This window comes from Caballeronia sp. ATUFL_F1_KS39, from assembly GCF_023630985.1.
Classification (GTDB): domain Bacteria; phylum Pseudomonadota; class Gammaproteobacteria; order Burkholderiales; family Burkholderiaceae; genus Caballeronia; species Caballeronia zhejiangensis.
Genome location: NZ_JALQDZ010000049.1, coordinates 20776 through 46241 on the forward strand (window position 1 = coordinate 20776; position 25466 = coordinate 46241).

General features: G+C 63.4%; 19 protein-coding genes and 1 pseudogene. 11 read left to right on the plus strand and 9 right to left on the minus strand.

What is annotated here, in order from left to right:
- The first annotated feature begins 422 nt into the window (after nt 1-422).
- Entirely contained in the window at nt 423-1943 is a 1521-nt protein-coding gene (adh, locus tag NCR93_RS25215) for an aldehyde dehydrogenase (protein ID WP_175980587.1), read from the plus strand.
- Nucleotides 1944-1999: 56 nt separating this feature from the next.
- The gene (locus NCR93_RS25220; RefSeq protein ID WP_033536247.1) at nt 2000-2389 is read left to right on the plus strand and encodes a DUF779 domain-containing protein; all 390 of its coding nucleotides are present in this window, start codon (nt 2000-2002) and stop codon (nt 2387-2389) included.
- A gap of 3 nt (nt 2390-2392) precedes the next feature.
- Here the strand turns inward: NCR93_RS25220 and NCR93_RS25225 are convergent, their stop codons facing one another.
- The 5 genes from NCR93_RS25225 to NCR93_RS25245 all read right to left on the minus strand — a co-directional run bounded on the left by NCR93_RS25225 (nt 2393) and on the right by NCR93_RS25245 (nt 7065).
- Entirely contained in the window at nt 2393-3172 is a 780-nt protein-coding gene (locus NCR93_RS25225; protein ID WP_175980589.1) for an enoyl-CoA hydratase, read from the minus strand.
- 14 nt (nt 3173-3186) lie between these two features.
- Nucleotides 3187-4830, minus strand: coding sequence for an acyl-CoA synthetase (locus tag NCR93_RS25230; RefSeq protein WP_175980591.1), 1644 nt, complete (start codon nt 4828-4830; stop codon nt 3187-3189).
- A 120-nt stretch (nt 4831-4950) separates the two neighbouring features.
- Nucleotides 4951-5586 carry a glutathione S-transferase family protein gene (locus NCR93_RS25235; RefSeq protein WP_175980593.1) on the minus strand — a complete coding sequence of 212 codons (636 nt, stop codon included), beginning with the start codon at nt 5584-5586 and terminating at the stop codon, nt 4951-4953.
- A 15-nt stretch (nt 5587-5601) separates the two neighbouring features.
- On the minus strand, nt 5602-6228 hold the full coding sequence (locus NCR93_RS25240; protein ID WP_175980595.1) for a glutathione S-transferase family protein: 627 nt from the start codon (nt 6226-6228) through the stop codon (nt 5602-5604).
- Nucleotides 6229-6288: 60 nt separating this feature from the next.
- The gene (locus NCR93_RS25245) at nt 6289-7065 is read right to left on the minus strand and encodes an NAD(P)H-dependent oxidoreductase (protein ID WP_175980597.1); all 777 of its coding nucleotides are present in this window, start codon (nt 7063-7065) and stop codon (nt 6289-6291) included.
- A gap of 92 nt (nt 7066-7157) precedes the next feature.
- Here NCR93_RS25245 and NCR93_RS25250 point away from each other — a divergent pair, with 92 nt between their 5' ends.
- The 6 genes from NCR93_RS25250 to NCR93_RS25275 all read left to right on the plus strand — a co-directional run bounded on the left by NCR93_RS25250 (nt 7158) and on the right by NCR93_RS25275 (nt 14262).
- Nucleotides 7158-8054: a LysR family transcriptional regulator gene (locus NCR93_RS25250; protein ID WP_008347704.1), complete on the plus strand. Its 897-nt coding sequence runs from the start codon at nt 7158-7160 to the stop codon at nt 8052-8054.
- 196 nt (nt 8055-8250) lie between these two features.
- Entirely contained in the window at nt 8251-9489 is a 1239-nt protein-coding gene (locus NCR93_RS25255; RefSeq protein ID WP_372492505.1) for an ABC transporter substrate-binding protein, read from the plus strand.
- A 113-nt stretch (nt 9490-9602) separates the two neighbouring features.
- Nucleotides 9603-10478: a branched-chain amino acid ABC transporter permease gene (locus tag NCR93_RS25260; protein WP_175980600.1), complete on the plus strand. Its 876-nt coding sequence runs from the start codon at nt 9603-9605 to the stop codon at nt 10476-10478.
- Between the two features lie 2 nt (nt 10479-10480).
- A complete protein-coding gene (locus NCR93_RS25265) occupies nt 10481-11407 on the plus strand; it encodes a branched-chain amino acid ABC transporter permease (protein ID WP_175980602.1) in 927 nt (308 codons plus the stop codon).
- Nucleotides 11404-12918 (plus strand): ATP-binding cassette domain-containing protein, encoded by a 1515-nt coding sequence (locus tag NCR93_RS25270; protein ID WP_175980604.1) that lies wholly within the window; start codon nt 11404-11406, stop codon nt 12916-12918. Before NCR93_RS25265 ends, NCR93_RS25270 begins: the two co-directional genes overlap by 4 nt.
- 207 nt (nt 12919-13125) lie before the next feature.
- Nucleotides 13126-14262 (plus strand): porin, encoded by a 1137-nt coding sequence (locus tag NCR93_RS25275; RefSeq protein WP_008347714.1) that lies wholly within the window; start codon nt 13126-13128, stop codon nt 14260-14262.
- Nucleotides 14263-14269: 7 nt separating this feature from the next.
- Here the strand turns inward: NCR93_RS25275 and NCR93_RS25280 are convergent, their stop codons facing one another.
- Complete coding sequence (locus NCR93_RS25280) at nt 14270-15298, minus strand: aldose epimerase family protein (RefSeq protein ID WP_239294890.1); 1029 nt, start codon at nt 15296-15298, stop codon at nt 14270-14272.
- A gap of 13 nt (nt 15299-15311) precedes the next feature.
- Nucleotides 15312-15986, minus strand: coding sequence for an HAD family hydrolase (locus NCR93_RS25285; protein ID WP_008347718.1), 675 nt, complete (start codon nt 15984-15986; stop codon nt 15312-15314).
- A 176-nt stretch (nt 15987-16162) separates the two neighbouring features.
- On the opposite strand from NCR93_RS25285, the gene NCR93_RS25290 reads away from it, so the two are divergent.
- Nucleotides 16163-17281: a 3-deoxy-7-phosphoheptulonate synthase gene (locus tag NCR93_RS25290; RefSeq protein ID WP_275445930.1), complete on the plus strand. Its 1119-nt coding sequence runs from the start codon at nt 16163-16165 to the stop codon at nt 17279-17281.
- Between the two features lie 105 nt (nt 17282-17386).
- Here the strand turns inward: NCR93_RS25290 and NCR93_RS25295 are convergent, their stop codons facing one another.
- Nucleotides 17387-22258, minus strand: coding sequence for a response regulator (locus tag NCR93_RS25295; protein WP_175980606.1), 4872 nt, complete (start codon nt 22256-22258; stop codon nt 17387-17389).
- A 294-nt stretch (nt 22259-22552) separates the two neighbouring features.
- Here NCR93_RS25295 and NCR93_RS25300 point away from each other — a divergent pair, with 294 nt between their 5' ends.
- Together NCR93_RS25300 and NCR93_RS25305 are read left to right on the plus strand one after the other, a co-directional pair.
- Nucleotides 22553-22807: a DUF6723 family protein gene (locus NCR93_RS25300; RefSeq protein ID WP_008347724.1), complete on the plus strand. Its 255-nt coding sequence runs from the start codon at nt 22553-22555 to the stop codon at nt 22805-22807.
- Between the two features lie 278 nt (nt 22808-23085).
- The gene (locus tag NCR93_RS25305; RefSeq protein WP_008347726.1) at nt 23086-24507 is read left to right on the plus strand and encodes an MFS transporter; all 1422 of its coding nucleotides are present in this window, start codon (nt 23086-23088) and stop codon (nt 24505-24507) included.
- Nucleotides 24508-24619: 112 nt separating this feature from the next.
- Here the strand turns inward: NCR93_RS25305 and NCR93_RS25310 are convergent.
- Nucleotides 24620-25327 (minus strand): annotated as a pseudogene (locus NCR93_RS25310) (ABC transporter permease); the annotation flags it as partial.
- Between the last annotated feature and the right edge of the window lie 139 nt (nt 25328-25466).

A 25466-nucleotide genomic window follows, 5' to 3' on the forward strand; every position in this document is an offset into this window, starting at 1 on the left:
AAGGCCATTTCGCGCCGCTCACATGCGATGGAACCACATATAGATGCGACGCTTTGCCACGGTTGGGCATGACCATAGACAACTGCGATGCCCTTTGCAATATGAACACTCGTGCCATAAGCGTTTGCCCGCAGCGTGTCTGTGGTTTGCGCCACGCTCCGCGCGCATTGCGGAGGCGATGACGTCCGCCGATGCCGCTGTACCGCATCGCTACAGAGCGGGGCAGGTGTTCTGAATGTGAACAGGTCCCATCGCCCTCGTACAAACCCTGACGATGTGCCGCGAAACCGCATGACGATGCGGCTCGCGCGGGCGTCGCATCGTGCCGCGCGCGATGGCATGGAACTCGCAAACAGAAGCGACCGGCGCCGGACATCGGCAGTGCCGGCCCGTTCACGTCGACATGCGAGGAGCACATAGAAATGAATCACGCGGAGATGCAGTTCCTGAGCACCGAATATCCGTACAAGAAGCAGTACGGCAACTTCATCGGTGGCAAGTGGGTGCCGCCGGCGGGCGGTGAGTATTTCGACAACATCTCGCCGATCACCGGCGAGCCGTTCACGTCGATTCCGCGTTCGCGCGAAGCCGACATCGAAGCCGCGCTCGACGCCGCGCACGCAGCGAAGACGTCGTGGGGCAGAACCTCCGTCACCGATCGCGCGAATCTGCTGCTGAAGCTCGCCGATCGCATGGAGCAGAAGCTGTCGCGTCTCGCGCTGGCCGAATCGATCGATAACGGCAAGCCGCTGCGCGAGACGATGGCCGCGGACATTCCGCTCGCGATCGATCACTTCCGCTATTTCGCGAGCGCCGCGCGTTCGCAGGAAGGCGGCATTTCGGAGATCGATCACGATACGGTCGCGTATCACTTCCACGAGCCGCTTGGCGTCGTCGGGCAAATCATTCCGTGGAATTTCCCGATCCTGATGGCCGTATGGAAGCTCGCGCCCGCGCTCGCGGCCGGCAACTGCGTCGTGCTGAAGCCGGCCGAGCAGACGCCCGCGTCGATTCTCGTGCTGCTCGAAATCATCGAAGACCTCTTGCCGCCGGGCGTGCTCAATGTCGTCAACGGCTTCGGTCTGGAAGCGGGCAAGCCCCTCGCATCGAACAAGCGCATCGCGAAGATCGCTTTCACCGGCGAGACCACGACGGGCCGACTCATCATGCAGTACGCGAGCCAGAACCTCATTCCGGTGACGCTGGAACTGGGCGGCAAGAGCCCGAACATCTTCTTCGAAGACGTGCTCAACGCCGACGACAGCTTCTTCGACAAGGCGCTCGAAGGCTTCACGATGTTCGCGCTGAATCAGGGCGAAGTGTGTACGTGCCCGTCGCGCGCGCTCGTGCAGGAATCGATTTACGAGCGCTTCATGGAACGTGCGCTCAAGCGCGTCGCGGCGATCGCGCAGGGCCATCCGCTCGATACGAAGACGATGATCGGCGCGCAGGCTTCGCAGGAGCAACTGGAGAAGATCCTGTCGTACATCGATCTCGGCAAGCAGGAAGGCGCGCAGTGCCTCTCCGGCGGCGAGCGCAACACCTTCGACGGCGAACTGAAGAACGGCTATTACGTCAAGCCGACGGTCTTCAAAGGCCACAACAAGATGCGTATCTTTCAGGAGGAAATCTTCGGGCCGGTGCTTTCGGTGACGACGTTCAAGACCGAGGAAGAAGCGCTCGAGATCGCGAACGACACGCTGTACGGTCTCGGCGCGGGCGTGTGGACGCGCGACGGCACGCGGGCGTATCGCTTCGGCCGCGCGATTCAGGCGGGACGCGTGTGGACCAACTGTTATCACGCCTATCCGGCGCACGCGGCGTTCGGCGGTTACAAGCAATCGGGCATCGGCCGTGAGAATCACAAGATGATGCTCGACCACTATCAGCAGACGAAGAACATGCTCGTCAGCTATAGCGACAAGCCGCTCGGCTTCTTCTAAAGCGTGTGAGGCCGCCGCTGCTTCCCGCGGCGGCCGATCAAACCGACGGTGACATCATGAGCGAACAGGAAGTGCAGCGCGTGACCGCGACGCCCGCCGCCATCGACTTGATCGAAAGGCTCAAGGCCGAGCATGGCGAGGTGCTGTTTCATCAATCCGGCGGATGCTGCGACGGCAGCGCGCCGATGTGCTTTCCAGTCAGCGAATTCATGGTCGGCGGCTCGGACGTGAAGCTCGGCGCGATCGGCGGCGTGCCGTTCTACATGACCGAATCGCAGTACGAGTACTGGCAGCATACGCAGCTCATCATCGATGCCGTGCCGGGCAATGGCGGCATGTTTTCGCTGGAACGCCCGAGCGGTTTGCGCTTTCTTACGCGCTCGCGTCTGTATAGCGACGAAGAGAACGCGTGGCTCGACAGGCATCCGGTCGAGCACGTGAGCTGAGCGTCATTTCCAGCGCGGCGCGCGCTTTTCGATGAAGGCTTGCGTGCCTTCGAGCGTGGCGTCGTCCATCATGTTGCAGGCCATCGTTTCCGATGCGAGCGCGTATGCCGCTTCGATGCCGGTTTCGAGTTGCCGATAGAACAAGCCCTTGCCCGCCGCGACCGCTTCGCGCGGCTTGGCGGCGATGGTCGCGGCGAGCGTGCGCACGGTATCGTCGAGTTCGCCAGGCGATGCGACGCGATTCACGAGGCCGCGTTCGCGCGCGGTGGCCGCATCGATGAACTCGCCGGTGACGAGCATTTCGAACGCGGCCTTGCGCGATACGTTGCGAGACAGCGCCACGCTCGGCGTCGCGCAAAAGAGCCCGAGATTCACGCCCGATACCGCGAAACGCGCTTCGCTCGATGCGACCGCGAGATCGCACATCGCGACGAGCTGACAACCCGCCGCCGTCGCGATGCCTTGCACGCGCGCGATAACGGGCTGCGGCATGCGCTGGATCGTCAGCATGATGCGCGAGCAGTGCGCGAAAAGCTCGCGATAATAATCGAGCGCGGGCTCCGCACGCATCTCTTTGAGATCGTGCCCGGCGCAAAACGCGCGGCCTTCTCCTGCGAGCACGACCACGCGCGCATCCGATTCGGCGATGTCCTTCAATGCGCGTTCGAGCGCTTCGAGCATCGATTCAGATAAGGCATTGAACGCATCGGGCCGATTCAGCGTGAGCCTGACGGCACCCTTGATGTCATACGCATCGCGTTCGATCAGAACGAGTTCGCTCATTGTCGTGGTCTCCATCAGACGTCGATCGCGGTGACGGACCCCGCGCGCTTGCGCAACTCGAACTTCTGGATCTTTCCCGTCGATGTCTTCGGCAGTTCGCAGAACTCGATCGCGCGCGGCACCTTGAAGCCGGCGAGATGCTTCTTGCAATGCGCGATCAACTCTTCCGCGCTCGCGTGCGCGCCGCTTTTCAATTCGACGAAAGCGCAGGGCGTCTCGCCCCAGCGCGTATCGGGCTTCGCGACGACCGCGACGGCAAGCACCGCCGGATGCCGGTACAGCACGTCCTCCACTTCGATGCTCGATATGTTCTCGCCGCCCGAGATGATGATGTCCTTGCTGCGATCCTTGATGCGTACATAGCCGTCCGGATACGCGACGGCGAGATCGCCGGTATGGAACCAGCCGCCGCGAAACGCTTCTTCGGTCGCGGCCGCGTTCTTCAGATAACCCTTCATCGCGATGTTGCCGCGGAACATGATCTCGCCGATGGTCTCGCCATCGGAAGGCACGAGTTCCATCGATATCGGATCGCGCACCGTGACCGCATCCTGCAAGTGATAGCGCACGCCTTGCCGCGCATTCAATCGCGCGCGCTCGCCGATATCGAGCGCGCTCCATTCGGCCTGCTGCGGGCAGACCGTGGCCGGGCCATAAACTTCCGTGAGCCCGTACACATGCGTCAGTTCGAAGCCCATGCGCTCCATGCCTTCGATCATCGCGGCGGGCGGCGCGGCGCCCGCGACCATCGCATGGACTTTCTGATCGAAGCCGGTCTTCATGTCGTCGGGCGCGTTGACGAGCAGGTTCTGCACGATCGGCGCGCCGCAATAATGCGTGACGCGTTCGCTGCGAATCAGATCGAAGATAGTCTTCGCATCGACGCGGCGCAGGCACACGTTCACGCCCGCGCGCGCGGCGACGGTCCACGGAAAGCACCAGCCGTTGCAATGGAACATGGGCAGCGTCCACAAGTACACGGCATGCTTCGGCATGTCCCATTCGAGGATATTGCTCACCGCATTCGTATACGCGCCGCGATGGTGATACACGACGCCCTTCGGATTGCCTGTCGTGCCCGACGTGTAATTCAGACAGATTGCGTTCCACTCGTCGGATGGCGGCGACCATTCGTATGCGGGATCGCCGCTCGCGAGCAGCGCTTCGTATTCGATTTCGCCGATGCGCTCGCCCGCGCCCGCGTACCGCGGATCGTCGACATCGATGACCAGCACGTCCTGCGGCACGTCTTTCAGCGCGCGGCGCATCACGTCCGAGAACTCGCGATCGACGAGCACCGCCTTCGCTTCGCCGTGCGTGAGCATGAACGCGAGCGTGGCGGCGTCGAGCCGCGTGTTGAGCGTGTTGAGCACGGCGCCCGTCATCGGCACGCCGAAGTGCGCTTCGACCATTTCGGGCGTGTTCGGCAGCATCGCGGCGACGGTATCGCCGAGGCCGATGCCGCGTGCCGCCAGCGCCGAAGCGAGCCGCCGCGTGCGCGCGTAGGTGTCGGCCCAGTTGCGCCGGACATCGCCGTGCACGATAGCGGGAAGCGTCGGATACACGGACGCCGCGCGCTCGATGAACATGAGTGGCGTCAGCGCCGCGTAGTTGGCGGCAGTTTTGGGAAGGCCATCGTCGTACATGCTGGCGGTCATGATTGTCTCCTCGGGCGCGAATCTATCGAATGGCGTCAGTGTCGCTCACGTTTCTTAGAAGATCGTTATCACGCGCGCAACTTACGTTAGCCTGACGCTCCGACTCATGGTTTGCCCTGATCAGCCGAGATCGTCGAGCTTGACTTCGAAGCCCCGCTTCACGCCCGGGCGCGCGAAAAGCGCCTCGTACCAGCGCTTGACGTTAGGGTAATCATCGAGCGAAACCTGATGACGTTCATGCCGCCACGCCCAGCCGAGAATCGCGAAATCCGCGACGGACATATCGCCCGCGACGCATTCCACTTGCGCGAGGCGCTTGTCGAGCACGCCGTACAGGCGGCGCGTTTCGTCGGAATAGCGCTTCAAACCATAACGCCGGTCGCTTTCCGCTTCGACCATGCGGAAGTGATGCACCTGTCCCGGCATCGGGCCGAAGCCGCCCATCTGCCACATCAGCCATTCGAGCACGGGCACGCGATCGCGCAAACTCGCGGGCAGAAACTTGCCCGTCTTCTCGCCGAGATAGAGCAGGATCGCGCCGGACTCGAACACGCTGATCGGCTGGCCGTCGGGTCCGTCCGGATCGACGATCGCCGGAATGCGATTGTTCGGGCTGATGCGCAGAAACTCAGGCGTATGCTGCTCGCCCTTCGTGATGTTCACCGTTTTCACGGTGTACGGCAGTTGCATTTCCTCCAGCGCGACGCTGATCTTGCGTCCGTTGGGCGTGTTCCAGGTATGCAGTTCGATGGTCATGGCAATCCGTCCCGTTCAGGTCAATGCAGGCGAGACGTGACGCGCGAAGCCCGGACGCTGCGTGATGCCCACATACCAGCGTTCGAGTTCGGGAAGCGCGGGGCGAACCAGCTCCGCGATGCCGAACCAGCGGCGCGCATACGCGGCGACGACGAGATCGGCGAGCGTGAACGTGTTGCCTTCGAGATAGTCGCGGCCCTTCAGATGCGCATCGATAACGCGCCAGAGCTTTTCCACCTCGCTCGCGGCGGCGGCGAGTTGCTGCGCATCGCGATCCGCGGCGCTCGTGCGGATATAGCCCCAGAAAACCGGACGTTCGGCGGGCTGCAGGGTCGAAAGCGTCCAGTCGAGCCAGCGGTCCGCGCTCGCGCGTACTTTCGGCTCGGCGGGATAGAGCGGGCTGGCGCCGCCGTATTGCATCGCGAGATAGCGAATGACCGAGTTCGACTCCCACAGCACGAAGTCGCCGTCGACGAGCGTGGGCACGCGGCCCATCGGGTTCATCGCGAGATAGTCGGGCTCGTTGTTGCGCCCGAATTGCAGGCCCGCGTCGATGCGCTCGTACGCGAGCCCCAGTTCATCGCAGCACCACAGCACTTTCTGCACATTGACCGAGTTGGCCCGGCCCCAGATCGTCAGCATTCGATGTCTTCCTCCATACTTGTCGAAGGATCCATCTTAAGCTGTGTTTCGCGTTTTGCCTCAGTCGATGTGCGCCGCGAAACCGGTCTTTCCGGCTGCGAGTTCGTCGCGCAGCGTGAGCTGAGGAATCGCGTAGTCGCCGTGATTCTGCTTGCGGAATGCAATGGGCGCATCGTCCCAGAGACGGTCGAGACGCCGGCCGAGGGCATCGTATGTGGCTTGCAGGCGCGCTTCATCCATGCGATGCGTTTCATAGAGAACGAACGGCGGCAGCACATCGAAGCCTGGATAAAAAAGCATGCCGTGCTGGATGTGAAAGAGAATATCGTCGATGGGTCCGTTGATGCCGCGCGGACTGTAATGCGATTCCCAACCGCCCGTCGTGACGACGATCATCGCGCGCTTGCCCGCCATCAGACCTTCGCCGTAGCGGTCGCCCCAGTGCGTGTCCGAATGCTCGCCGACGCCGTAGCCGAAGCCGTACGCATAGACGCGCTCGACCCAGCCCTTCATGATCGCGGGCATCGAGAACCACCACATCGGAAATTGCAGGATCAGCGCGTCGGCCCAGCGCAGCTTGTCCTGCTCCAGCTCGATGTCGCGGCTTTGCAGGCCGTTTTCGAACGCGTGCTTCGAATCGAGGCTCGCGTGAAACGGCGTATCGGCGTTGCGGTCGCGCACGTCGTTCGCATCGAGCGGCGCCTTCCAGTTCATTGCATACAGGTCGGAGACTTGCACGCTATGGCCGTTCGCGCGCAAACGCTCGACGGTGAAATCATTGATGGCGCCGTTCAGCGAGCGGCGTTCCGGATGGGCATACACGATCAGCACATTCATGAGGCTTTCTCCACTTCGTTTCTGGAATGGAGACCAGCTTAAGAGCCTCTCGGGTATATTGGAAATGAATATCTGAAATTGCAGGAATTGCCATGACTAATACCTTGAGAAGGCTCGATCTGAACTTGCTTCTCACGCTCGACGTTTTGCTTGCCGAACAGAACGTCACGCGTGCAGCCGAGCGCCTTCATTTTTCGCAACCTTCCGTGAGCGTGCATCTGTCGAAGCTGCGCGACATCTTCGGCGATCCTCTGCTGTTGCCCGGCCCGCGTGGCATGCGCCCGACAGCGCGAGCGGAAAGTCTGCGGGAGCCGTTGCGCGAAGCGCTGGCATCGCTCGAACGCGCGGTGTCGCCGGAAGCCGCGTTCGATCCCGCCATCGCCGACAACACATGGCGCATCGCCGCCACTGACTACAGCGAATCGACCGTGCTGCTGCCTGCGTTGAGCGGCTTGCGCGCCGCCGCGCCGCACACGCGGATCGCCGTGCTGGAGATGTTGCCGCCGCGTCTTGCGAAGCAGGCGGAGAACGGCGAGATCGATCTCGCGTTTCACATCACATCGCCCGAGATGGCCAATTTTCATCAGCAAGCGCTCTTCACGGAAAGCTATGTGCTCGTGGGACGCAAGGATCATCCGCGATTGAAGCGGCGTCCGACGCTCGCGCAGTTCTGCGCACTGGAGCATGTGATCGTGTCGCCCGATGGCGGCGGATTCTTCGGCCCGACGGATGACACGCTCGCAACGTTCGGCATGAAGCGGCACGTCGCGCTGTCGGTGCCGCACTTCCTCTTCGTGCGCTCCGTGCTCGCGACGACCGATCTGGTTTCGATGCAACCGGCGAGGCTCGCGAAGCGCTGGCCGGAGTTGCGCATCGTCGCGCCGCCCGTCGACGTGCCCGGCTACGAGATGTCGATGTACTGGCATGAACGCGTGCATCGCGATCCTGCGCATCGATGGCTGCGTGAGTTCATCGCGCAAGCTGTTTGAAAGAATGACGCTGCATTGATGATCTTTTCGCATGATCGTCTTTATCGTTATTACTGATTCAGTGCTCGAAAGGCGAGTGCTACTGTTTGTCGGCAAATCCTTAATTGCTGCATGTGTCATGTGTCTGGCTGGCGTCGCTCCATGATCGAATACACAGAGGAGACTGATGATGTCAAAGCGCAAGACGTGGCGGGGAATGAGTACCGTCATTGCAACGGGTACGGCGATGGCGGCCTTGAGTCTCACGGTCACGGCGCACGCGGCAGGGGAGCCGATCAAGATCGGCGTCATCAGCGAAGAGTCCGCGGTGGCGGGCGCTTCGATCAGCAAGGCCGCGCAACTCGCAGCGGAGGAGATCAACGCGAAGGGCGGTGTCGATGGCCGGCAAATCCAGATCATCGCGTATGACGATCACTCGTCGGCATCGGACGGCGTGCGTGCCTTTCAGCGCGCCGCGAGTCAGGACAAGGTAGTCGCGATCATCGGCAGCTACATCAGCGAAGTCGCGCTCGCGATGGAGCCATGGTCCGCGCGCCTGAAGATGCCTTTCATCACGCCGGGCGCGGCGAGCAACGAAATCTCGAAGCGCGTGCATGACGACTACGATCACTACAAGTACACCTTCCACGGCTGGATGACGTCTGCGTTCATCGCGCAATCGATCTGCGATTTCTCGCATGACGTGCTTGTCGGCGAGTTCAAGATGAAGACGACCGTCGTGATGAGCGAGGACGCCGCGTGGACCAAGCCGCTCGACGAGCGCTACCTCGAGTGCCTGCCGAAAGCGGGCCTCAAGGTGCTGGATCACATCCGCTTCAATCCGGACACGTCGGACTTCACGCCGATCTTCAACCAGATCGAAGCGAAGCATCCGGACACGATCACGACGGGCATCAGCCATGTCGGCGTGCAGCCGACCGTCCAGTGGCACGATCAGCAAGTGCCGATTCCGATGTCGGGGCAAAGCTCGCAAGCGACGACCACGAGCTTCTGGAAGGACACCAACGGCGCGACCGAAGGTGTGATCACCGCATCGGCGGCGGCGCCGGGCGTCGCGTTGACGCCGAAGACCGTGCCCTTCGTCGAGTCGTATCAGAAGCACTTTGCCGGCGTATCGCCCGCGTATGACGGCTTCACGAGCTATGACCTCGTGTACATCATCGCGGATGCGATTCATCGCAATCAAGGCTCGACCGATCCCGACAAGATGGTCGATGCGCTCGAAAAGACCGACTATGTCGGCACCATCGGACGCTGGCAGTTCTACGGCAAGAACGATCAGTTCACGCACGCGTTGAAGTACGGCGAAGGCTATATCACCGGCATCAACCTGCAATGGCAGAACGGCAAGCAAGTGGCGATATGGCCGAAGTCGGTGGCGAACGCAAAGGTCAAGTTTCCGGCCTTCGTGAAGGTGCAGGCAGCCGCGAACTAAGCGCGTTTGCGTCGTCGCGACGCGCGTGCGCTGCCGATAGCGCGCGCCTTGCGGCGCATGTCGCGGGGACCGGTTCCACGTTGGCATCGACATGGAAGACATAAAGGGCCGCTATGTTGCCACTGCAAATACTCATCGATGGCTTCGCGATCAGCTCGCTCTACGCGCTCGGCGCGATCGGCTTCACGCTGATATTCGGCGTATCCGGCGTGCTCAATCTCGCGCATGGCGGCGTGATGCTGGTATCCGCGCTGCTCGGCTGGGCGCTCGCGGGCGAAGCCGGATTGGGCACCTTTCTCGGCACGCCGCTCGGCGTGGTCTGCGGGATGATTGCCGCATACGTCACCTATTTCATGGTGGTGCGGCCCATTCAACGCTCGACTGCGATCCCGCGTGAAGAGAAAGAGATCTTCGTGCTCACGGGCACGCTGCTCTGGGGCATCATGATCCAGCAGGGCATGGCGTATCTCTTCTCCGATAACCCCATCACGATGCGTCCGCTGATTCCCGGCGTCGCGAGCGTCGCGGGCGTGCGCGTGCCCTATAACGAAATCATGATCGCGGTCGTGTGCTGGGTCGTGATCGGATTGCTGTGGCTCTTCGTGAATCGCACGAAGGCGGGCAAGGCGCTGCTCGCGGCGTCGATGAATCCGCGCGGTCTCACGCTGCTCGGCTTCGAGCTGTCGAATATCTATCTGCTCGCGTGGACCATCTACGGTGTGCTCGCGGGCATCGCGGGCGTGCTGCTCGCATCGTTCCTTGGCGTGAGCACGAACAACACCGGACAGCTCACGGCGAGCGCGTTTTCCATCGTCGTGCTCGGCGGCCTGGGCAGCGTGTCGGGCTCGTTGATGGCCGCGTATGTCGTGGGTTATCTGGAGACCGTCACGGCGTACCTCATCTCGCCGACGCTGCGGCCATTGCCCGCGCTGCTGCTGCTCGTGCTCGTCGTATATGTGCGGCCGCAAGGCTTTCTCGGACGGCGCTAATCATGAAAGACATCGTTCGTTCGCGCTTGATCTGGGCTGCGGTCCTGCTCGCGATCGTCGCCGCGACGCTGCCGTGGTGGCTCACCGGCTATATCCTCGGCGTGCTGACGGTCGCGTATTACTTCGGCGTCTTCGCGATGTCGTGGGACTTGCTCTTCGGCTTCGCGGGCGAAGTCAATTTCGGACCGACGTTCCTGATCGGGCTCGGAGCGTATTCCGCCGCGATACTGAACGCGCACGCCGCCGCGCCGATACCGGTATGCGTGATGGCCGGCGGCCTCGTCGCGCTCGTCGGCGGCCTGCTGCTCGCCGTGCCCGCATTGCGATTGCGCGGACCGTACTTCGGTCTCGTCACGCTCGTCGCGGTGTTGCTGCTGCAGAACGCGATCGTGATCTTCGCGGGCGTCACCGGCGGCGAGATCGGCATGATGGTGCCCGACGTGATGTCCGTCGATGCGAGCCACAACTACTGGATCGCGCTCGCGTTCCTCATCGTCTGCGCGATCATTCTGTTCGGCTTGTCGCGCTCGGCCATCGGTCTCATTCTGCAGGCGAGCGGGCAGGATACCGTCGGCGCGCAGGCGCTCGGCTTCAACGTCGTGAAGCACAAGCTCGCGGCGTTCTGCATCAGCGCGGTGTTCTCAGGCGTCGCGGGCGCGATGCTCGTGTTCTATCAGGGCACGGCGTCGGTGAGCACGGTGGTCGATATCGGCATCGGCGTGCAGATCATCATCGCGGCTGTGCTCGGCGGCCGGCGCACGATACTCGGCGCGGTGCTCGGCTCGATCTTTCTCATCGTCGCGGGCGAATTCCTGCGTCCGCTCGGGCAGATCAATACGTTCGTGGTCGCGGCTGTCGCGCTCGCGGTCATCCTGTTCTTTCCCGATGGATTGCTCGGCAACATCCTGCGTGTGAGGGAGCGCGAATGAGCGATACACCTTTGCTTTCGGTGCGCGGCCTCACGAAGCGCTTCGGCGGTCTCGTCGCGGTGAAGGACATCGGCTTCGATATCGAGCCCGGCGAGATACTCGGCCTCATCGGTCCGAACGGTTCCGGCAAGTCGACGGTGATGAAGCTCATCATGGGCATCGAGCGGCCCAACGCGGGATCGATCAAGGTCGATGGCGTCGAGATGGCCGGATGGCTGCCGCATCGAATCGCGCGCGCGGGCGTGGGCATCGTGTTCCAGCATTCGCGGCCGCTGCATCGGCAGACAGTGCTCGAACACATCAAGCTCGCGCTATTGCCCGATTCGCTCGTGAAGCTCGCCGCCGATCCGCATGTGAATCGCCGCGCACGCGAGATCGCGGAGCGCGTCGGACTCGGCAAGGTGATGCATCGTCATCCGGCGACGCTGCCCTTCGCCGATCTGCGTCGCATGGAGATGGCGAAGGCGATCGCGCGCGATCCGCGTGTCGTGCTCGTCGACGAGCCTTTCGCGGGTCTCACCGCTGCCGAATCGGAAGCGTTCTCCGAACTGATTCGCGGCTTTCGCGCGGAAGGGCGCGCGGTGCTGCTCGTCGATCACAACGTGAAGAGTCTCGCGGCGCTCGCGGATCGCGTGCTTGCGATGTATCTCGGCGAGTACGTCGCGGAAGGCACCGCCGAAGAAGTGATGCAGAATGAGACCGTGCGGCGCGTCTATCTCGGCGGCAAGATCGAGGCACGCGAGCGTGGCGCGGAAGTCGTGAGCAACAAGCCGTCGATTCTTCAGGTCGAGAGCGTCGGCGTGTTGTACGGCAAGGCGCGCGCGCTCGATAGCGTGGACATGCATGTGCGCGAAGGCGAATTCGTGTCGGTCGTCGGATTGAACGGCGCGGGCAAGACGACGCTCTTCAATGCGATTTCCGGACTCGTGGCGTATCACGGAACCATTCGCTACGGCTCGCGCGATTTGAAAGGCATGAGCGGCGCGGCGATCGCGCGTGGCGGCATCGTGCAGTGCCCGGAGACGCGCGAGCTGTTCGGCGACATGACCGTGCGCGAGAATCTCGATCTCGGCGGCTATCATCTTTCCGACAAGATGCGCGCCGATCAGCTCAAGTGGCTCTTCGAACTCTTTCCGATACTCGAATCGCGTCAGGCGCAGACCGCGCGCACGTTATCGGGCGGCGAGCAGCAGATGCTCGCGATCGCGCGCGCGCTGATGATGCAGCCGAAGCTCCTCATCCTCGATGAGCCGACGCTCGGCCTCGCGCCGGTGATTCTCGAGCAACTGTCGAAGGCGATGGAACGGCTGCAGAAGACCACGCCGATCACCGTGCTGCTGGGCGAGCAGAACGTGACGTTCGCGTTGCCCCATGCGGACCGCGTGTATGTGCTCGAACATGCGCGCATCGTGTGGGAGGGCAGTCCGTCGCGCTTCGAGAAGGAGATGGGACGAGGCTTTCTCGAAGCGGTGCGGTCGGAGGCAGCGCAAATTGCGCAGGCGAAAGTTTGAAGCGTAGCGCGCGCAACTAAACACGCGCGCCTTGTTGCCTAAAACGCCACACGTATTGCACCGAATGGGCATCGCGTCATTTGATGTGTTAAAAAACCGCGAGCTTTCGATGCGTCGCGCCAAGCTGCTTCAGCCAAGACAGTTATCTGAAAGGCGACGCGTCGAAGCCATGAAAAACGGCTAACGAATACGCGCTCCCAATACATCATGAAGACATTCACATCGCGTGCCATCGCGGGCATCGGCGCGTCGGTCGTCGCGCTCGCGTGTCAATCCGCATTCGCGCAAAGCTCGGTCACGCTGTACGGCGTCGCCGATGTCAGCGTGCGTTACCTCACGAACGCCAACGCCAACAACGACGGCAAGCTGTTCATGACGAACGGCGCCATTACCAATAGCCGCATCGGCTTCAAAGGCGTCGAAGATCTCGGTGGCGGCCTGAAAGCGATCTTCCAGCTGGAAAGCGGCGTGGAACTGGAAAACGGCCAATACTCCGACAGCGCTCGCGCATTCAATCGCGCGGCTTTCGTCGGCCTGTCGAATCCATATGGCACGCTGACGCTCGGCCGTCAGAAGACGCCGCTCTTCGACATGCTCGGTGACGTCTACGATCCGCTCACGGTCGGCAATTACTTCGAGAACGCATGGTTGCCGGTTGCGTTGGGCGCGGGTCTCTATGCGGATAACGCCGTCAAGTACAACGGCACGTTCGCGGGCCTCACGATCGGCGCGATGTACTCGTTCGGCACGAACTATACGTCGACGGGCGCGGGCGGCTTCTCGGGCCAGGTTCCGGGTCATATGGGCGCGGGCAACATGTACGGCTTCACGGCGTCGTATGCGATGGGCCCGCTGTCCATCGGCGGCGGCTATCAGCAGAACAGCGACAACGCCGCGAACAAGCAGAAGATCTGGAACGCGAACGCGGTCTATGCGATCGGCGCGGCGAAGCTCTATGTCGGCTATCTGCATTCGACCGATGACACCGGCTTCGTCGACAGCATCCTGCAACAGCGTGGCCTCGTATCGGGCACGGATATTCTGAAAGGCTCGGGCCGTCGCGACGATGGCCCGTTCGCGGGCGTCACCTATCAGGTCACGCCGGCGCTGTTGCTCACGGGCGCGTTCTACTACGACCACATGAAGAACGCGGCCATCGGCGGCGGCGCGACGGGCAGCGGCAATCGCTATACGGGTGTCGCGCTGGCGGAGTACGCGCTGTCGAAGCGCACGGAAGTCTACGGCACCGTGGACTTCAACAAGGTGACGGGCGCGGCGGATGTCGAACTGCCGGGCCGCTCGAATCAGACCGGCGTGTCGATCGGCTTGCGCAACATCTTCTGATGACGCTTCAGCGCACGCGCAATGTATAGCGCGTGCGCTGACGATACACGTCGCCGGGCCGCAAGACAGCGCGCTCGCTGTCTTGCATGTTGATCTCGTTGGGAAAGCCGCCCGCTTCCAGGCACAGTCCCGCCTGCTTGCGATAACGCGAACCGCCGCGCGCGGGCACATCTTCCAGATAATTCCCCGAGTAGAACTGCAAGCCGCGCGCATCGGTCGACACGCTCAGTTCGCGTCCGCTCGATGGATCGAACAGCACGGCGACCGTGCGCGGTTCGTTCGCTTGGTCGCTCAACACGTAGCAATGATCGAAGCCGCCCGCGATCGCGAGTTGCGGATGAACCGCATCGAGACGCGTACCGATCGATGCAGGCGCGCGCAAATCGAACGCGCTGTCCCCGACGCTTTCGCGCGCGATTGGAATCGAGGTCGCATCGATTGCGAAGTACGTATCCGATGCAATCGATATCTCGTGGTCGCGAATGCTCGCGCCGTCGTTCAAATTGAAGTACGCGTGATTGGTCAGGTTGATGGGCGTCGGCGCATCGGTGCGAGCTTCGTAATCGATCGATAACGTGCCGTCGTCATCGAGCGCATAGCGCACGGTCACATCCACATTGCCGGGAAAGCCAGAAGCGCCCGCAGGCGATTGCAGCGTCATGACGAGCGCGCCGTTCGCCGCCTGCACACGCCACATCTGCCGATGAAACCCCGCCGAGCCGCCATGCAGAAGATTCGCGCCTTCGTTGCGCTCCGCCTGATGCGCGATGCCATCGAGCACGAAGCGCGCATCGCGGATGCGATTCGCCCAGCGCCCGATGATCGCGCCCATGAACGCGCTGCCGTTGCGGTAATCGTCGGGCATGTCGTGACCGAGCAGGACATTGGCGAGATGTCCATCGCGATCGGGCGCGAGCCATGAAACGAGCGTCGCGCCGAGGTCGCTGATATCGACAGACATGCCCGATGCATTGCGCAACGTGTAGCGATTCGCGTCACCCCAGGGGCGAACGTCGATGGAAGAAGAGGTCGTCATGCGCGAGATCATCTCATGGCCGCGCCGCGACTTCATCGAGATGCAGCAGTAAGTCCGCTGGATCTTCATACACGCGCAACGCGCCGGAGCGCTCGAGTTCATCGCTGCCATAACCGCCCGATAGCAAGCCGACGCCGAGCGAGCGGCAACGGCGCGCGGCCAGCATGTCCCAGATGCTGTCGCCGACGACGACCGTATGCTCGATCGGCACGTTCAGACGCTCGGCGGCGGCGAGGAACAGATCCGGATCGGGCTTTGCGTACTTCACCATGTCGCGCGTAACGACCACTTGCTTCGACGGATCGACGCCCAATGCCTCGAGATTGACCTGCGCGGTTTCCATGCGCCCGCTCGTCGCGATGGCCCAGCGCGTGCCGGCGTTCGTCAACGCTTGCAGCAATTCGCGCGCGCCGGGCAGCGGACACACCTGCGCGCGCAGCCGCTTGTACGCCTCCGCATGCAACTGCCGCAGCCGCTCGACGCGATCCGCGCTGATCTCGCCGTGCGTCTCGCGCAGTAACTGATTGGTGAAGAGTCCGCCGCTCATGCCGATCTTGCGGTGAATGCGCCACACCGACAACTCGATGCCCTCGGCGTCGAGCGCTTCTTTCCACGCGAGCACATGTTGATAGACGCTGTCGACGAGCGTGCCGTCGAGGTCGAATAGAAATGATGTTTCGATGCGCATGGTCTGCTCCCTTTGATCGAGTTCGGGCGTGTCGTATCGCTTCATCATACGCACGATCGGGCGAACAGGCTGCTCCAGGTGCGATAATGGATGTTTGCGCCGCGAGCCGGTTATATCGCGGAATCGCCGCATGAAGTCCCTGAATTTTGCATCAATTACGCATCACGGAGCCTATCTTGACCCGCATCGACAATCCCTCCCGCGATCAGGAGGCAGGCGTGGCCGACTCCACGCAAGACACGACCCGCATCGACGATACGCGCATCGGCGCGGTGCGTCCGCTGATCTCGCCCGCGTTGCTGCTCGATGAACTGCCGGTCACGCCCGGCGTGCAGACCCTCGTCGAGGAAAGCCGCGCGGCCATTGCGAATATTCTGCATGGCCGCGATGACAGGCTCGTCGTCGTCATCGGTCCGTGTTCCATCCACGATCACGATCAGGCGATGGAATACGCAGAGCGTCTGAAGAAAGTGGCGTACGAACTGCGTAACGATCTCTTCATCGTGATGCGCGTGTACTTCGAAAAGCCGCGCACGACGGTAGGCTGGAAGGGCTATATCAACGATCCGCGTCTCGATGGCAGCTTCCGCATCAACGAAGGACTGCGCCGCGCGCGCGAACTGCTTCTCGACATCAGCGGCCTCGGTCTGCCCACCGCGACCGAGTTCCTCGATCTGCTCAGCCCGCAATACATCGCCGATCTCATCGCGTGGGGCGCGATCGGCGCGCGCACGACGGAGAGCCAGAGTCATCGTCAGCTTGCGTCGGGGCTTTCTTGTCCAATCGGCTTCAAGAACGGCACCGATGGCGGCGTGCAGGTTGCTGCCGACGCAATCGTCGCGGCGCGCGCGAGCCACGCGTTCATGGGCATGACAAAGATGGGCATGGCGGCGATCTTCGAGACGCGCGGAAACGACGACTGCCACGTCATTCTGCGCGGCGGCAAGAAGGGGCCGAACTACGACGCCGAAAGCGTCGCGGCGGCGTGCGGCGCGCTCGCCAAGCTCGGCCAGCGCGAACAGGTGATGATCGATTGCTCGCACGCCAACTCGAACAAGTCGCATCTGCGTCAGGTCGATGTCGCGCAGGACATCGCGCGGCAACTGGAGGCGGGCGAACGGCGCATTACCGGCGTGATGATCGAGAGTCATCTGGAAGAGGGCCGTCAGGATCAGAAGCCGGGCGTGCCGCTCAAGCACGGCGTATCGATCACCGATGCATGCCTTGGCTGGACGCAAAGCGAACCTGTGCTCGAACTGCTCGCTCAAGCAGTGAGAAAACGCCGCGCGGGCTGATGACAAGAAGCGTGGGCGCGGCAAGGGAAGCGTTTCCGTTCGCCGCATTCACGGCGACGACGGGCGATGCATCGAAGTTCGATGATCGCGTGATGTGACAAGCCCCTACCGCGCCACCGCCGCATTCAGCGCATTGAGCAACGCCAGCGGATCGAATGGCTTCTTCAACTGAATCGACTTCGGCAATGCGCGACGCTCGTCCTCGCTGAGCGCGAGGTCGTAGCCCGTCACGAACACGACGCCCAGTCCCGGCGTTTTGCGGCACGCCGCGATAGCCAGTTCCACGCCGGACTGCCCGGCAAGATCCACATCCGTCAGCAGCAATTCGAAGCGATGCTCGCGCATGAGCGCCAGCGCTTCATCGACGCTGCCCGCTTCCGTCAGATCCAGCCCGAAGGTGCGCAGCAATTCGGCGGTGCTATCGCGCACGAGTTCGTTGTCTTCGACGAACAGCACGCGCATTCGCGAGAGCGCATCGTTTTGCGCGACGCTCGGCACGCTGACATCGGCGCTGGCAGGCGCGCCCGCCGATGCCCTCATGCGTTGTCCCAGCACCTGCCGCACCTTGCGCGCCAAAGCCTCATGCGTATAAGGCTTGCTCAGCAGATCGATGCCTTCGTCGAGCCGCCCCGCATGCACGATCGCGTTGTCCGTATAGCCCGACGTGAACAGCACCGCGATACCCGGCACGCGTTCACGCGCCTTGCGCGCCATTTCGTTGCTGCGCAGCGGGCCGGGCATCACGACATCGGTGAAGAGCAGATCGACGGGCACGCCGCTTTCGACGATCGCCAGCGCGCTCTGCGCGTCCTTTGCCCGCAATACGCGATAGCCGAGATCCGCGAGCATCTCGACGACGGTCGCGCGCACTTCCTCATCGTCCTCGACGACGAGAATGGTCTCGCTGCCGCCCTTGGCCGGACCGGCATCGATGGTCGTTTCGATACCCTCTTCCTCGCGCGCGCGCGGCAGATAGATACGCACCGTCGTACCGTGCCCTTGCTCGCTGTACACCTTCACGTGGCCGCCGGACTGCTTGACGAAGCCGTACACCATCGAAAGGCCGAGGCCCGTGCCTTGTCCTTCGCGCTTGGTCGTGAAGAACGGTTCGAACGCGCGTTCCTGCACTTCGGGCGACATGCCCGAACCGGTGTCGGTCACGGCGACCATCACGTACTGGCCGGGCGCGACGTCGGCGTTGCGCATCGCGTAGGTTTCGTCGAGCGATGCATTGCCGGCTTCGATCGTGAGCTTGCCGTGACCGTTCATCGCGTCGCGTGCGTTGATCGCGAGATTGAGCAGCGCGTTCTCGACCTGGAATGGATCGACGAGCGTATTCCACAATCCGCCCGACACGATGGTTTCGATCTCGATGCCATCGCCGAGCGCACGGCGGAACATGTCGTCGAGGCCGCGCACGAAGCGGCCCAGATTCACGACCTTCGGCGCGAGCGGCTGGCGTCGGCCGAACGCGAGCAATTGCGACGCGAGATTCGCGCCGCGCGCGACGCCCGCGAGCGCGCTTCGCACGCGCTGCTCGGGCTTGTCCTGTCCGGCGACGTCTTTCGCGAGCAATTGCAGATTGCCGCCGATCACCTGCAGCAGATTGTTGAAGTCGTGCGCGACGCCGCCCGTCAGCTTGCCGATGGCTTCCATCTTTTGCGCCATGCGCAGCGCTTCTTCGGCGTGGCGCAGCGCGTCGGCGGTTTCGCGGTCGGATGTGACGTCGCGGCCCACGCCATGAATGCGCCGCGTGGCCGGATCGAGCGATACGGTCCACGCGATCCAGCGCCAGCGGCCGTCCGAACGGTTCATCCGGCATTCGTAGCGCACCGGCAAGCCGTTCGCGCGCAGCTTGCCGAGTTCCTCGGCGGCGGCGGGCGCGTCGTCGGGATGAAGGAGGTCCATCACCGTGTGCGAATGCAGGCGCTGCGAGTCGAAGCCGAGCACCGTCGTCCATGAAGGACTCACGCGCAGCAGCGCGCCCTCGAAGCTCGCGACGAAGAACAGATCTTCGCTCAACTCCCACAAACGATCGCGATCCGCGACGGCATCCGCGACGCGGCGCTCCAGCGTTTCGTTCAGATCGCGCAGCGCGTCCTGCGCCTTCGTGCGCTGGGCGATCTCGTCCTGCGCGGCCTGAAAGAGCCGTGCATTGTCGATGGCGATCGCCGCTTGCGACGCGATGCCCGTCAGAATGCGCTCCGAGCGCTCCGTGAAGACGCCCGGCTCGGGATGCCCGAAGAACAGCCCGCCGAGCACTTCGCCCGTGCGCGAGAGGACCGGCGCGGCGAGATAGCTGCACACGGCGAGATGGCCCTTCGGCATGCCGTGATGCGGCGCGTTGTGTCCATAGCGCGGATCTTTCGTGATGTCGTCCGAGCGCACGATGCCTTCGCCCGCGAACGTCGGACCGAATACGGCCGTGTTGCGCGGCATCGGAAATTTGGCGAACGTATCCTTCGGCACGCCCGACAGGGTGTAGAGCGTGTAGCTGCCGCCCTTGTCGTCGAGCACGTTGTAGAAGAACGAGCCGAAGGCGGCGCCGGTCAGCTCCGTCGCGGCATCGACGACGACCTGCACCGCGCGGCTCAGATCGAGTTCGCCCGCGACCGCCGTGCCGACGCGATTGAGAATCTCCAGCGTGCGCGATTCGTCGCGCAGCTTCTGTTCGGTCGCGCGACGCAGCCGCGCGAGCCGCAGATTGCTCGCCACGCGCGCGAGCAGTTCGCGTGCGGAAAAGGGCTTGGTCAGATAGTCGTCCGCGCCCGCTTCGAGGCCGTCGACGCGCGCTTCCTCGCCCGCGCGCGCCGAGAGCAGCACGACAGGCGTTTCGCGCAGCGCTTCGTCTTCGCGCAGCGCGCGCACGAGCGCGAAGCCGTCGAGGCGCGGCATCATCACGTCGGAGACGATGACTTCCGGTCGCACGTCGCGCGCGATCGCGAGCGCGGCTTCGCCGTCGGCGGCGACGTTCACGTCGTGGCCCGCCGCGATCAGCATGCGGCGCATGTAGTCGCGCAGATCGGCGTTGTCGTCGACGATCAGCACGCGGCCCGGCAACGCATTGGCGAGCGCCGGGTCGTCGGCCGCGTCCGCGCCGAGCGGCGCGTCTTCCTCGCTTTCGACGACCGGCGGCTCTCCGTCCGGCATCCAGCGCATGGCGGCATCGACATACGAGCGCGCGCGGATGCTCGCTTCGGCATGGGGCGCGGCTTGCGCATCGAACGCCGATTCGCGCGACGAGGGCAGCGTGACGGTGAAGCACGCGCCTTCGCCGAGCGTGCTTTGCACGCGGATCATGCCGCCGTGCAGCTTGACGAGCTCGTGCACCATCGCAAGGCCGATGCCGCTGCCTTCCACCGAGCGGCCCGCCGCGCCCGTCACGCGATGGAAGCGCTCGAACACGCGCGTGAGCTCGTCTTCGGGAATGCCGATGCCGGTATCGCGCACGCTCATTTCGATGCTGCGATCGGCGTTCGCGTGCAGCGAGATGCGGATGGCGCCATCGAACGTGAACTTGAACGCGTTCGACAGCAGGTTCATCACGATCTTTTCCCACATGTCGCGGTCGATGTCCGCGATCACCGGCGCCTGCGCGATATCGATCTGGAGGCGCAGGCCGGCCGTTTCGATCGCCGAGCGAAACAGCGACGCGAGCTCGGCGGTGAATACGGCGATATCGGTCGGCTGACGATGCATCTCGATGCGCCCGGCCTCGATGCGCGAGAAATCCAGCAGCGCGTTGACGAGCTTCAGGAGTCGCAGGCCATTGCGATGCATGATCTCGACGAGCCGCAAATCCTCGCGGCCTACGCGTCCGGGACTGGCCAGCAGTTCTTCGAGCGGGCCGAGCATCAGCGTGAGCGGTGTCCTGAACTCGTGGCTGATGTTGGAGAAGAACGTGGTTTTCGCGCGGTCGATTTCGGAGAGCGCTTCGGCGCGGCGGCGCTCTTCCTCGTACGCGTGCGCATAGCCGATCGCCGCGCCGATCTGGCCCGCGACCAGATTCATGAACGCGCGATAGGCGTCGTCGAAAAGCCGGTAGGGGTTCAACGCCGCGATCAGCACGCCCGCGCGGCCCGTCTCGCCCGAAGGCGCGATGGGCGCGAGCACCGCGCTCGAAGGCGCGACGTTCCACGCGCCGGTCGGCAACGGCGCATCGACGAGGCGTTCGAGGTTCGTCACCACGCGCGGCTGGCCGTCGCGCAGCACGCTTTGAAACGGCCACAGCTCCGCGTGCGACGCATGCAGCGTTGCGGGCGCGGCCGCATGGCCCGGCGCGATGCCGCACGCGCCGGCGAGCGTCGCCATGTCGCCGCCCGGCTCGGCGATGTAGAGCAGCGCGAAGGGCATGTCGCGCGATGCGCCTGCGAGCGCGTTCATCGACAGTTCGCATGCCTCGCGCCACGAGCGCGCATCCGCCGCCGATGCGGCCAGCTCGCGCAGCACGTTAAGTTGACGTTCGCCGAGGACGCGCTGCGTGTCGTCGCTGTTCGCGCAGATGATGCCGCCCGCGCCGCCGCGGTCATCGGGAATCGGGCTATAGGAGAACGTGTAATACGTTTCCTCGGGAAAGCCGTTGCGCTCCATGATGAGGAGCTTCTGTTCGACGAATGTCCCTTCGATGCCCGCGAGCGCCGTGTCGAGCAGCGGGCCGATATCGTTCCAGATTTCGCGCCACACGACCGAGGTCGGCTGGCCGAGCGCATGCGGATGCTTGCCGCCGATGATCGACTTGTACGCGTCGTTGTAGAAGAAAAGCAGGTCCGACCCCCAGCCGACCCAGATCGGCTGGCGCGACGTCAGCATGATGCGGATGGCCGTCTTGAGACTTTGCGGCCAGTTTTCGGGCGAGCCGAGCGCGGTCTGCGTCCAGTCGAAACCGCGGATGAGCGCGCCCATTTCGCCGCCGCCCAGGAGGAAGCTCGGGTCGAGCCCGTTCATCCTCGTATCCGCGATCAGGTTTTCGGCTTTCATCGACGCTTGATCTCCTCGCCCGGCCTCTCGATGGGGCGATGCAGGTTTGTCAGGGACGCTGCCCGTCGTAGGGTTCGAATCGTTCATGTGCGCTTCCGGACGCGGGTGCGAACGATACCGGATTCTCGCACGGAAAACCCATTTTCTTGCAATGGCCGCACGCGCGTCAGCCCCGTCCTGCAAGGCGTTCGGGACAGTGCGGCACGGGATTTGCTAGACGTGTCGCTCAAATCGATAACGTGCGCGTGACCGTCAGGCGCCAGCATCACATCAAGCGAAACCATGTCCAGACCGATGCCTAAAGCCCCCTCGACATCAGGCGCAGGCGCGCACGAAGACTTCGATATCTACGCGTCGTATGTGGTGAATGCGACGGGCCTGCACATCGGCACGTTGAAGGTCGTGAGAAAGCGCGACAAGCGCGTGCTCTATCCGTTCGATGGCTGCGAGACCATCGGCCCGTTCGAATCGAGCGAGGACGCGCGGCGGGCGGCCGAAGCGCTCGGCCACCGCATCGTCGCCGCGGATCTCGCCAATCCCGAGCCATGATCCGCGCTCGCGCATTGTCCTATGACATGCGCTTTCGACGCAGGCGGAACGTCTCATCCCCGTGAGCGCGTCGAGGCTGCGAGCCGCGCGGTAAGAAGCCCCGGCGATTCCATAGACGATCGGCAAGAATGGCCCGCGCGCTCGGGAAAACCCCAGCGCCGTCATCGTCCTAGGACATGCCAGGCAAGCGGCATGCGTCTGTATCTTGATCTCAAGGCGGTGCATGGCGCGCGAACTCGAGCGCAGCACCGGGTCCATGACGCATCCGGAAGACGACTATGAGTGACGTGCAACCATCCACGAGGCAGGGTCAACACGCGGCGCCCGATGAGACGCCCTCGCGCGCGCCGATTCGACGCGCCATGGCCGCCTCGGCAATAGGCAATGCGACCGAGTGGTTCGACTACGGCATCTACAGCTACGGCCTGACCTACATTTCGGCCGCGCTCTTTCCCGGCAGTACCGCGCAAGCCACGCTCTTCGCCCTCGCCACGTTCGCGATTTCGTTTCTCGTGCGTCCGCTCGGCGGCCTCTTCTGGGGACCGCTCGGCGATCGTCTCGGCCGCAAGCATGTGCTCGCGCTGACCATCATCATCATGTCGATGGCGACGCTGCTCGTCGGCTTGCTGCCTTCATATGGAAGCATCGGCATATGGGCGCCCGTGGCGCTCGTCGCGTTGCGCATGATCCAGGGCTTCTCGACGGGCGGCGAGTATGGTGGCGCGGCCACGTTCATGGCCGAATACGCGCCCGATCACAAGCGCGGCTTTTGCGGCAGCTTTCTCGAATTCGGCACGCTCGCGGGCTTTTCGCTCGGCGCGTTCCTGATGCTCGGCTGCTCGGTGCTGCTCGGCAACGACGCGATGCACGCGTGGGGATGGCGCCTGCCGTTTCTCGTCGCGGCGCCGCTCGGTCTCATCGGACTGTATCTGCGCTCGAAGATGGAGGACACGCCGGTGTTTCGCGAATGCGCCGAAGCGGCGGAGCGAGAGCATCAGACGGGTGTGTCGTTGGGCGAACTGTTCGCGAGCTACTGGAAGCCGCTCTTGCAGCTCGGCGGGCTCGTCGTGGCGCTCAACGTCGTGAACTACGTGCTGCTCGCCTATATGCCGACGTTCATGAAGAAGGAGCTCGGCATGAGCGACAACCTCTCGCTGCTGCTGCCGCTCATCGGCATGCTGTCGATGATGGTGCTGCTGCCGTTCGCGGGCGCGCTGTCGGATCGTATCGGACGCAAGAAGGTGTGGTGGCTTTCGCTCGTCGGCATCTTCGTCGCGGCCGTGCCGATGTTCTCGCTGATGACCCATGGCATTGCCGGCGCGCTGATCGGGCTTGCGGTGCTGGGGCTGCTGTATGTGCCGCAACTCGCGAGCATCTCCGCGATGTTTCCGGCGATGTTCCCGACGCAGGCGCGGTATGCGGGGATGGCGATCGCCTATAACGTGTCGACGTCGATCTTCGGCGGCACCGCGCCGATGGTCACCGATTGGCTGATCGGACGCACAGGCAGCACGCTGGTGCCGGCGTATTACATGATGGGGGCTTGTGCGGTTGGCGCGGTTGCGTTGGTGTTCGTTACCGAGACGGTCGGGTGTTCGCTGCGCGGGCGGGGGATTCCTGGGGCCGGGACTGGTGCTGGTGCCGGGACGCAGCGGGACGATATGGCGCATGACGTGTTGCCCGAGCATCGGCATGCTTGATGTTTTTTTTCGCCGGATCCCGTTTTCGCGTTGGACCATTAGCGCAGGGGCAACGCTAATAAACCGAAAGCAAAACGGGATCCGGCGAAATCCACCGTAGAGAAAGCAAACCTCAGTGCGCCACTTTCACCTTATCGTTCCCACTCAAAACCCGCGCCTGCAGCAAGATCACGAGCAGTAGAAACGCACCGCGAATCACCGACTGCCAGTAGGCGGAAAGCGAAATGAACCCGAGCCCGTTCTCGAAGTTGAGCAGATTGAACACGAGCCCGAGCAACGCGACGCCCGCGACGGTCATCGCGATGGACCCATCGCCGCCGGTCAGCCGCGTGCCACCGAGCACGACCGCGGAAATCGCGAACAACTCCCATCCGACGCCTTCATTCGGCTGTCCCGCGCCGAACTGCGCGGCCAGAATCGCACCGGCGATGCCCGCAAGCAAGCCGCTCAGCGCATACACCATGACGAGCGTGCGGTCCACGTTCAGGCCCATCAGCCGCGACGCTTCCTCACTTCCGCCGATGGCGAGCGCATGCCGCCCGAAGCGCGAACTGCGCAGCGCGATCCATCCGGCAAACGCGGTCAGCGCCGACACGATGCCCGGTATCGGCAAGCCGAACAGATCGCCCTGACCGAATGCGGCGAAGTTCGAATCCGATGAAATGCCGACCGCGTCGTTATGCCCGAGCAGCAACGCAAGCCCATGCGCGCCGAGACTCGTCGCGAGCGTGACGATGAACGGCAGGATCCGCATATGCGTGATGACGAGCCCGTTGAGCACGCCCACCGCGAGGCCCGCGAACGAGCCGGCAAGCACCGCGGGGGGGGGCGCGCGGGGGGGGGGCGCCCGCCCCCCCCCCCCCCCCCCCCCCCGGCCCCCCCCCCCCCCCCCCCAAAAAGAGCGCCCGCGCTTTGATGAAAATCAAACCATGAAATCATAATCATGAAAAAAAATATTT

Bases quoted from the DNA above. Each gene is read 5' to 3' on its own strand.
- NCR93_RS25300 (WP_008347724.1), top strand. From the start codon at position 22,553: ATGCCTAAAGCCCCCTCGACATCAGGCGCAGGCGCGCACGAAGACTTC.
- NCR93_RS25235 (WP_175980593.1), bottom strand. From the start codon at position 5,586: ATGACCATCGAACTGCATACCTGGAACACGCCCAACGGACGCAAGATC.
- NCR93_RS25250 (WP_008347704.1), top strand. From the start codon at position 7,158: ATGACTAATACCTTGAGAAGGCTCGATCTGAACTTGCTTCTCACGCTC.
- NCR93_RS25305 (WP_008347726.1), top strand. From the start codon at position 23,086: ATGAGTGACGTGCAACCATCCACGAGGCAGGGTCAACACGCGGCGCCC.
- NCR93_RS25280 (WP_239294890.1), bottom strand. From the start codon at position 15,298: ATGACGACCTCTTCTTCCATCGACGTTCGCCCCTGGGGTGACGCGAAT.
- NCR93_RS25245 (WP_175980597.1), bottom strand. From the start codon at position 7,065: ATGAATGTGCTGATCGTGTATGCCCATCCGGAACGCCGCTCGCTGAAC.
- NCR93_RS25260 (WP_175980600.1), top strand. From the start codon at position 9,603: ATGTTGCCACTGCAAATACTCATCGATGGCTTCGCGATCAGCTCGCTC.
- NCR93_RS25270 (WP_175980604.1), top strand. From the start codon at position 11,404: ATGAGCGATACACCTTTGCTTTCGGTGCGCGGCCTCACGAAGCGCTTC.
- NCR93_RS25230 (WP_175980591.1), bottom strand. From the start codon at position 4,830: ATGACCGCCAGCATGTACGACGATGGCCTTCCCAAAACTGCCGCCAAC.
- NCR93_RS25265 (WP_175980602.1), top strand. From the start codon at position 10,481: ATGAAAGACATCGTTCGTTCGCGCTTGATCTGGGCTGCGGTCCTGCTC.
- NCR93_RS25220 (WP_033536247.1), top strand. From the start codon at position 2,000: ATGAGCGAACAGGAAGTGCAGCGCGTGACCGCGACGCCCGCCGCCATC.
- NCR93_RS25275 (WP_008347714.1), top strand. From the start codon at position 13,126: ATGAAGACATTCACATCGCGTGCCATCGCGGGCATCGGCGCGTCGGTC.
- NCR93_RS25225 (WP_175980589.1), bottom strand. From the start codon at position 3,172: ATGAGCGAACTCGTTCTGATCGAACGCGATGCGTATGACATCAAGGGT.
- adh (WP_175980587.1), top strand. From the start codon at position 423: ATGAATCACGCGGAGATGCAGTTCCTGAGCACCGAATATCCGTACAAG.
- NCR93_RS25285 (WP_008347718.1), bottom strand. From the start codon at position 15,986: ATGCGCATCGAAACATCATTTCTATTCGACCTCGACGGCACGCTCGTC.
- NCR93_RS25255 (WP_372492505.1), top strand. From the start codon at position 8,251: ATGAGTACCGTCATTGCAACGGGTACGGCGATGGCGGCCTTGAGTCTC.
- NCR93_RS25240 (WP_175980595.1), bottom strand. From the start codon at position 6,228: ATGCTGACGATCTGGGGCCGGGCCAACTCGGTCAATGTGCAGAAAGTG.
- NCR93_RS25295 (WP_175980606.1), bottom strand. From the start codon at position 22,258: ATGAAAGCCGAAAACCTGATCGCGGATACGAGGATGAACGGGCTCGAC.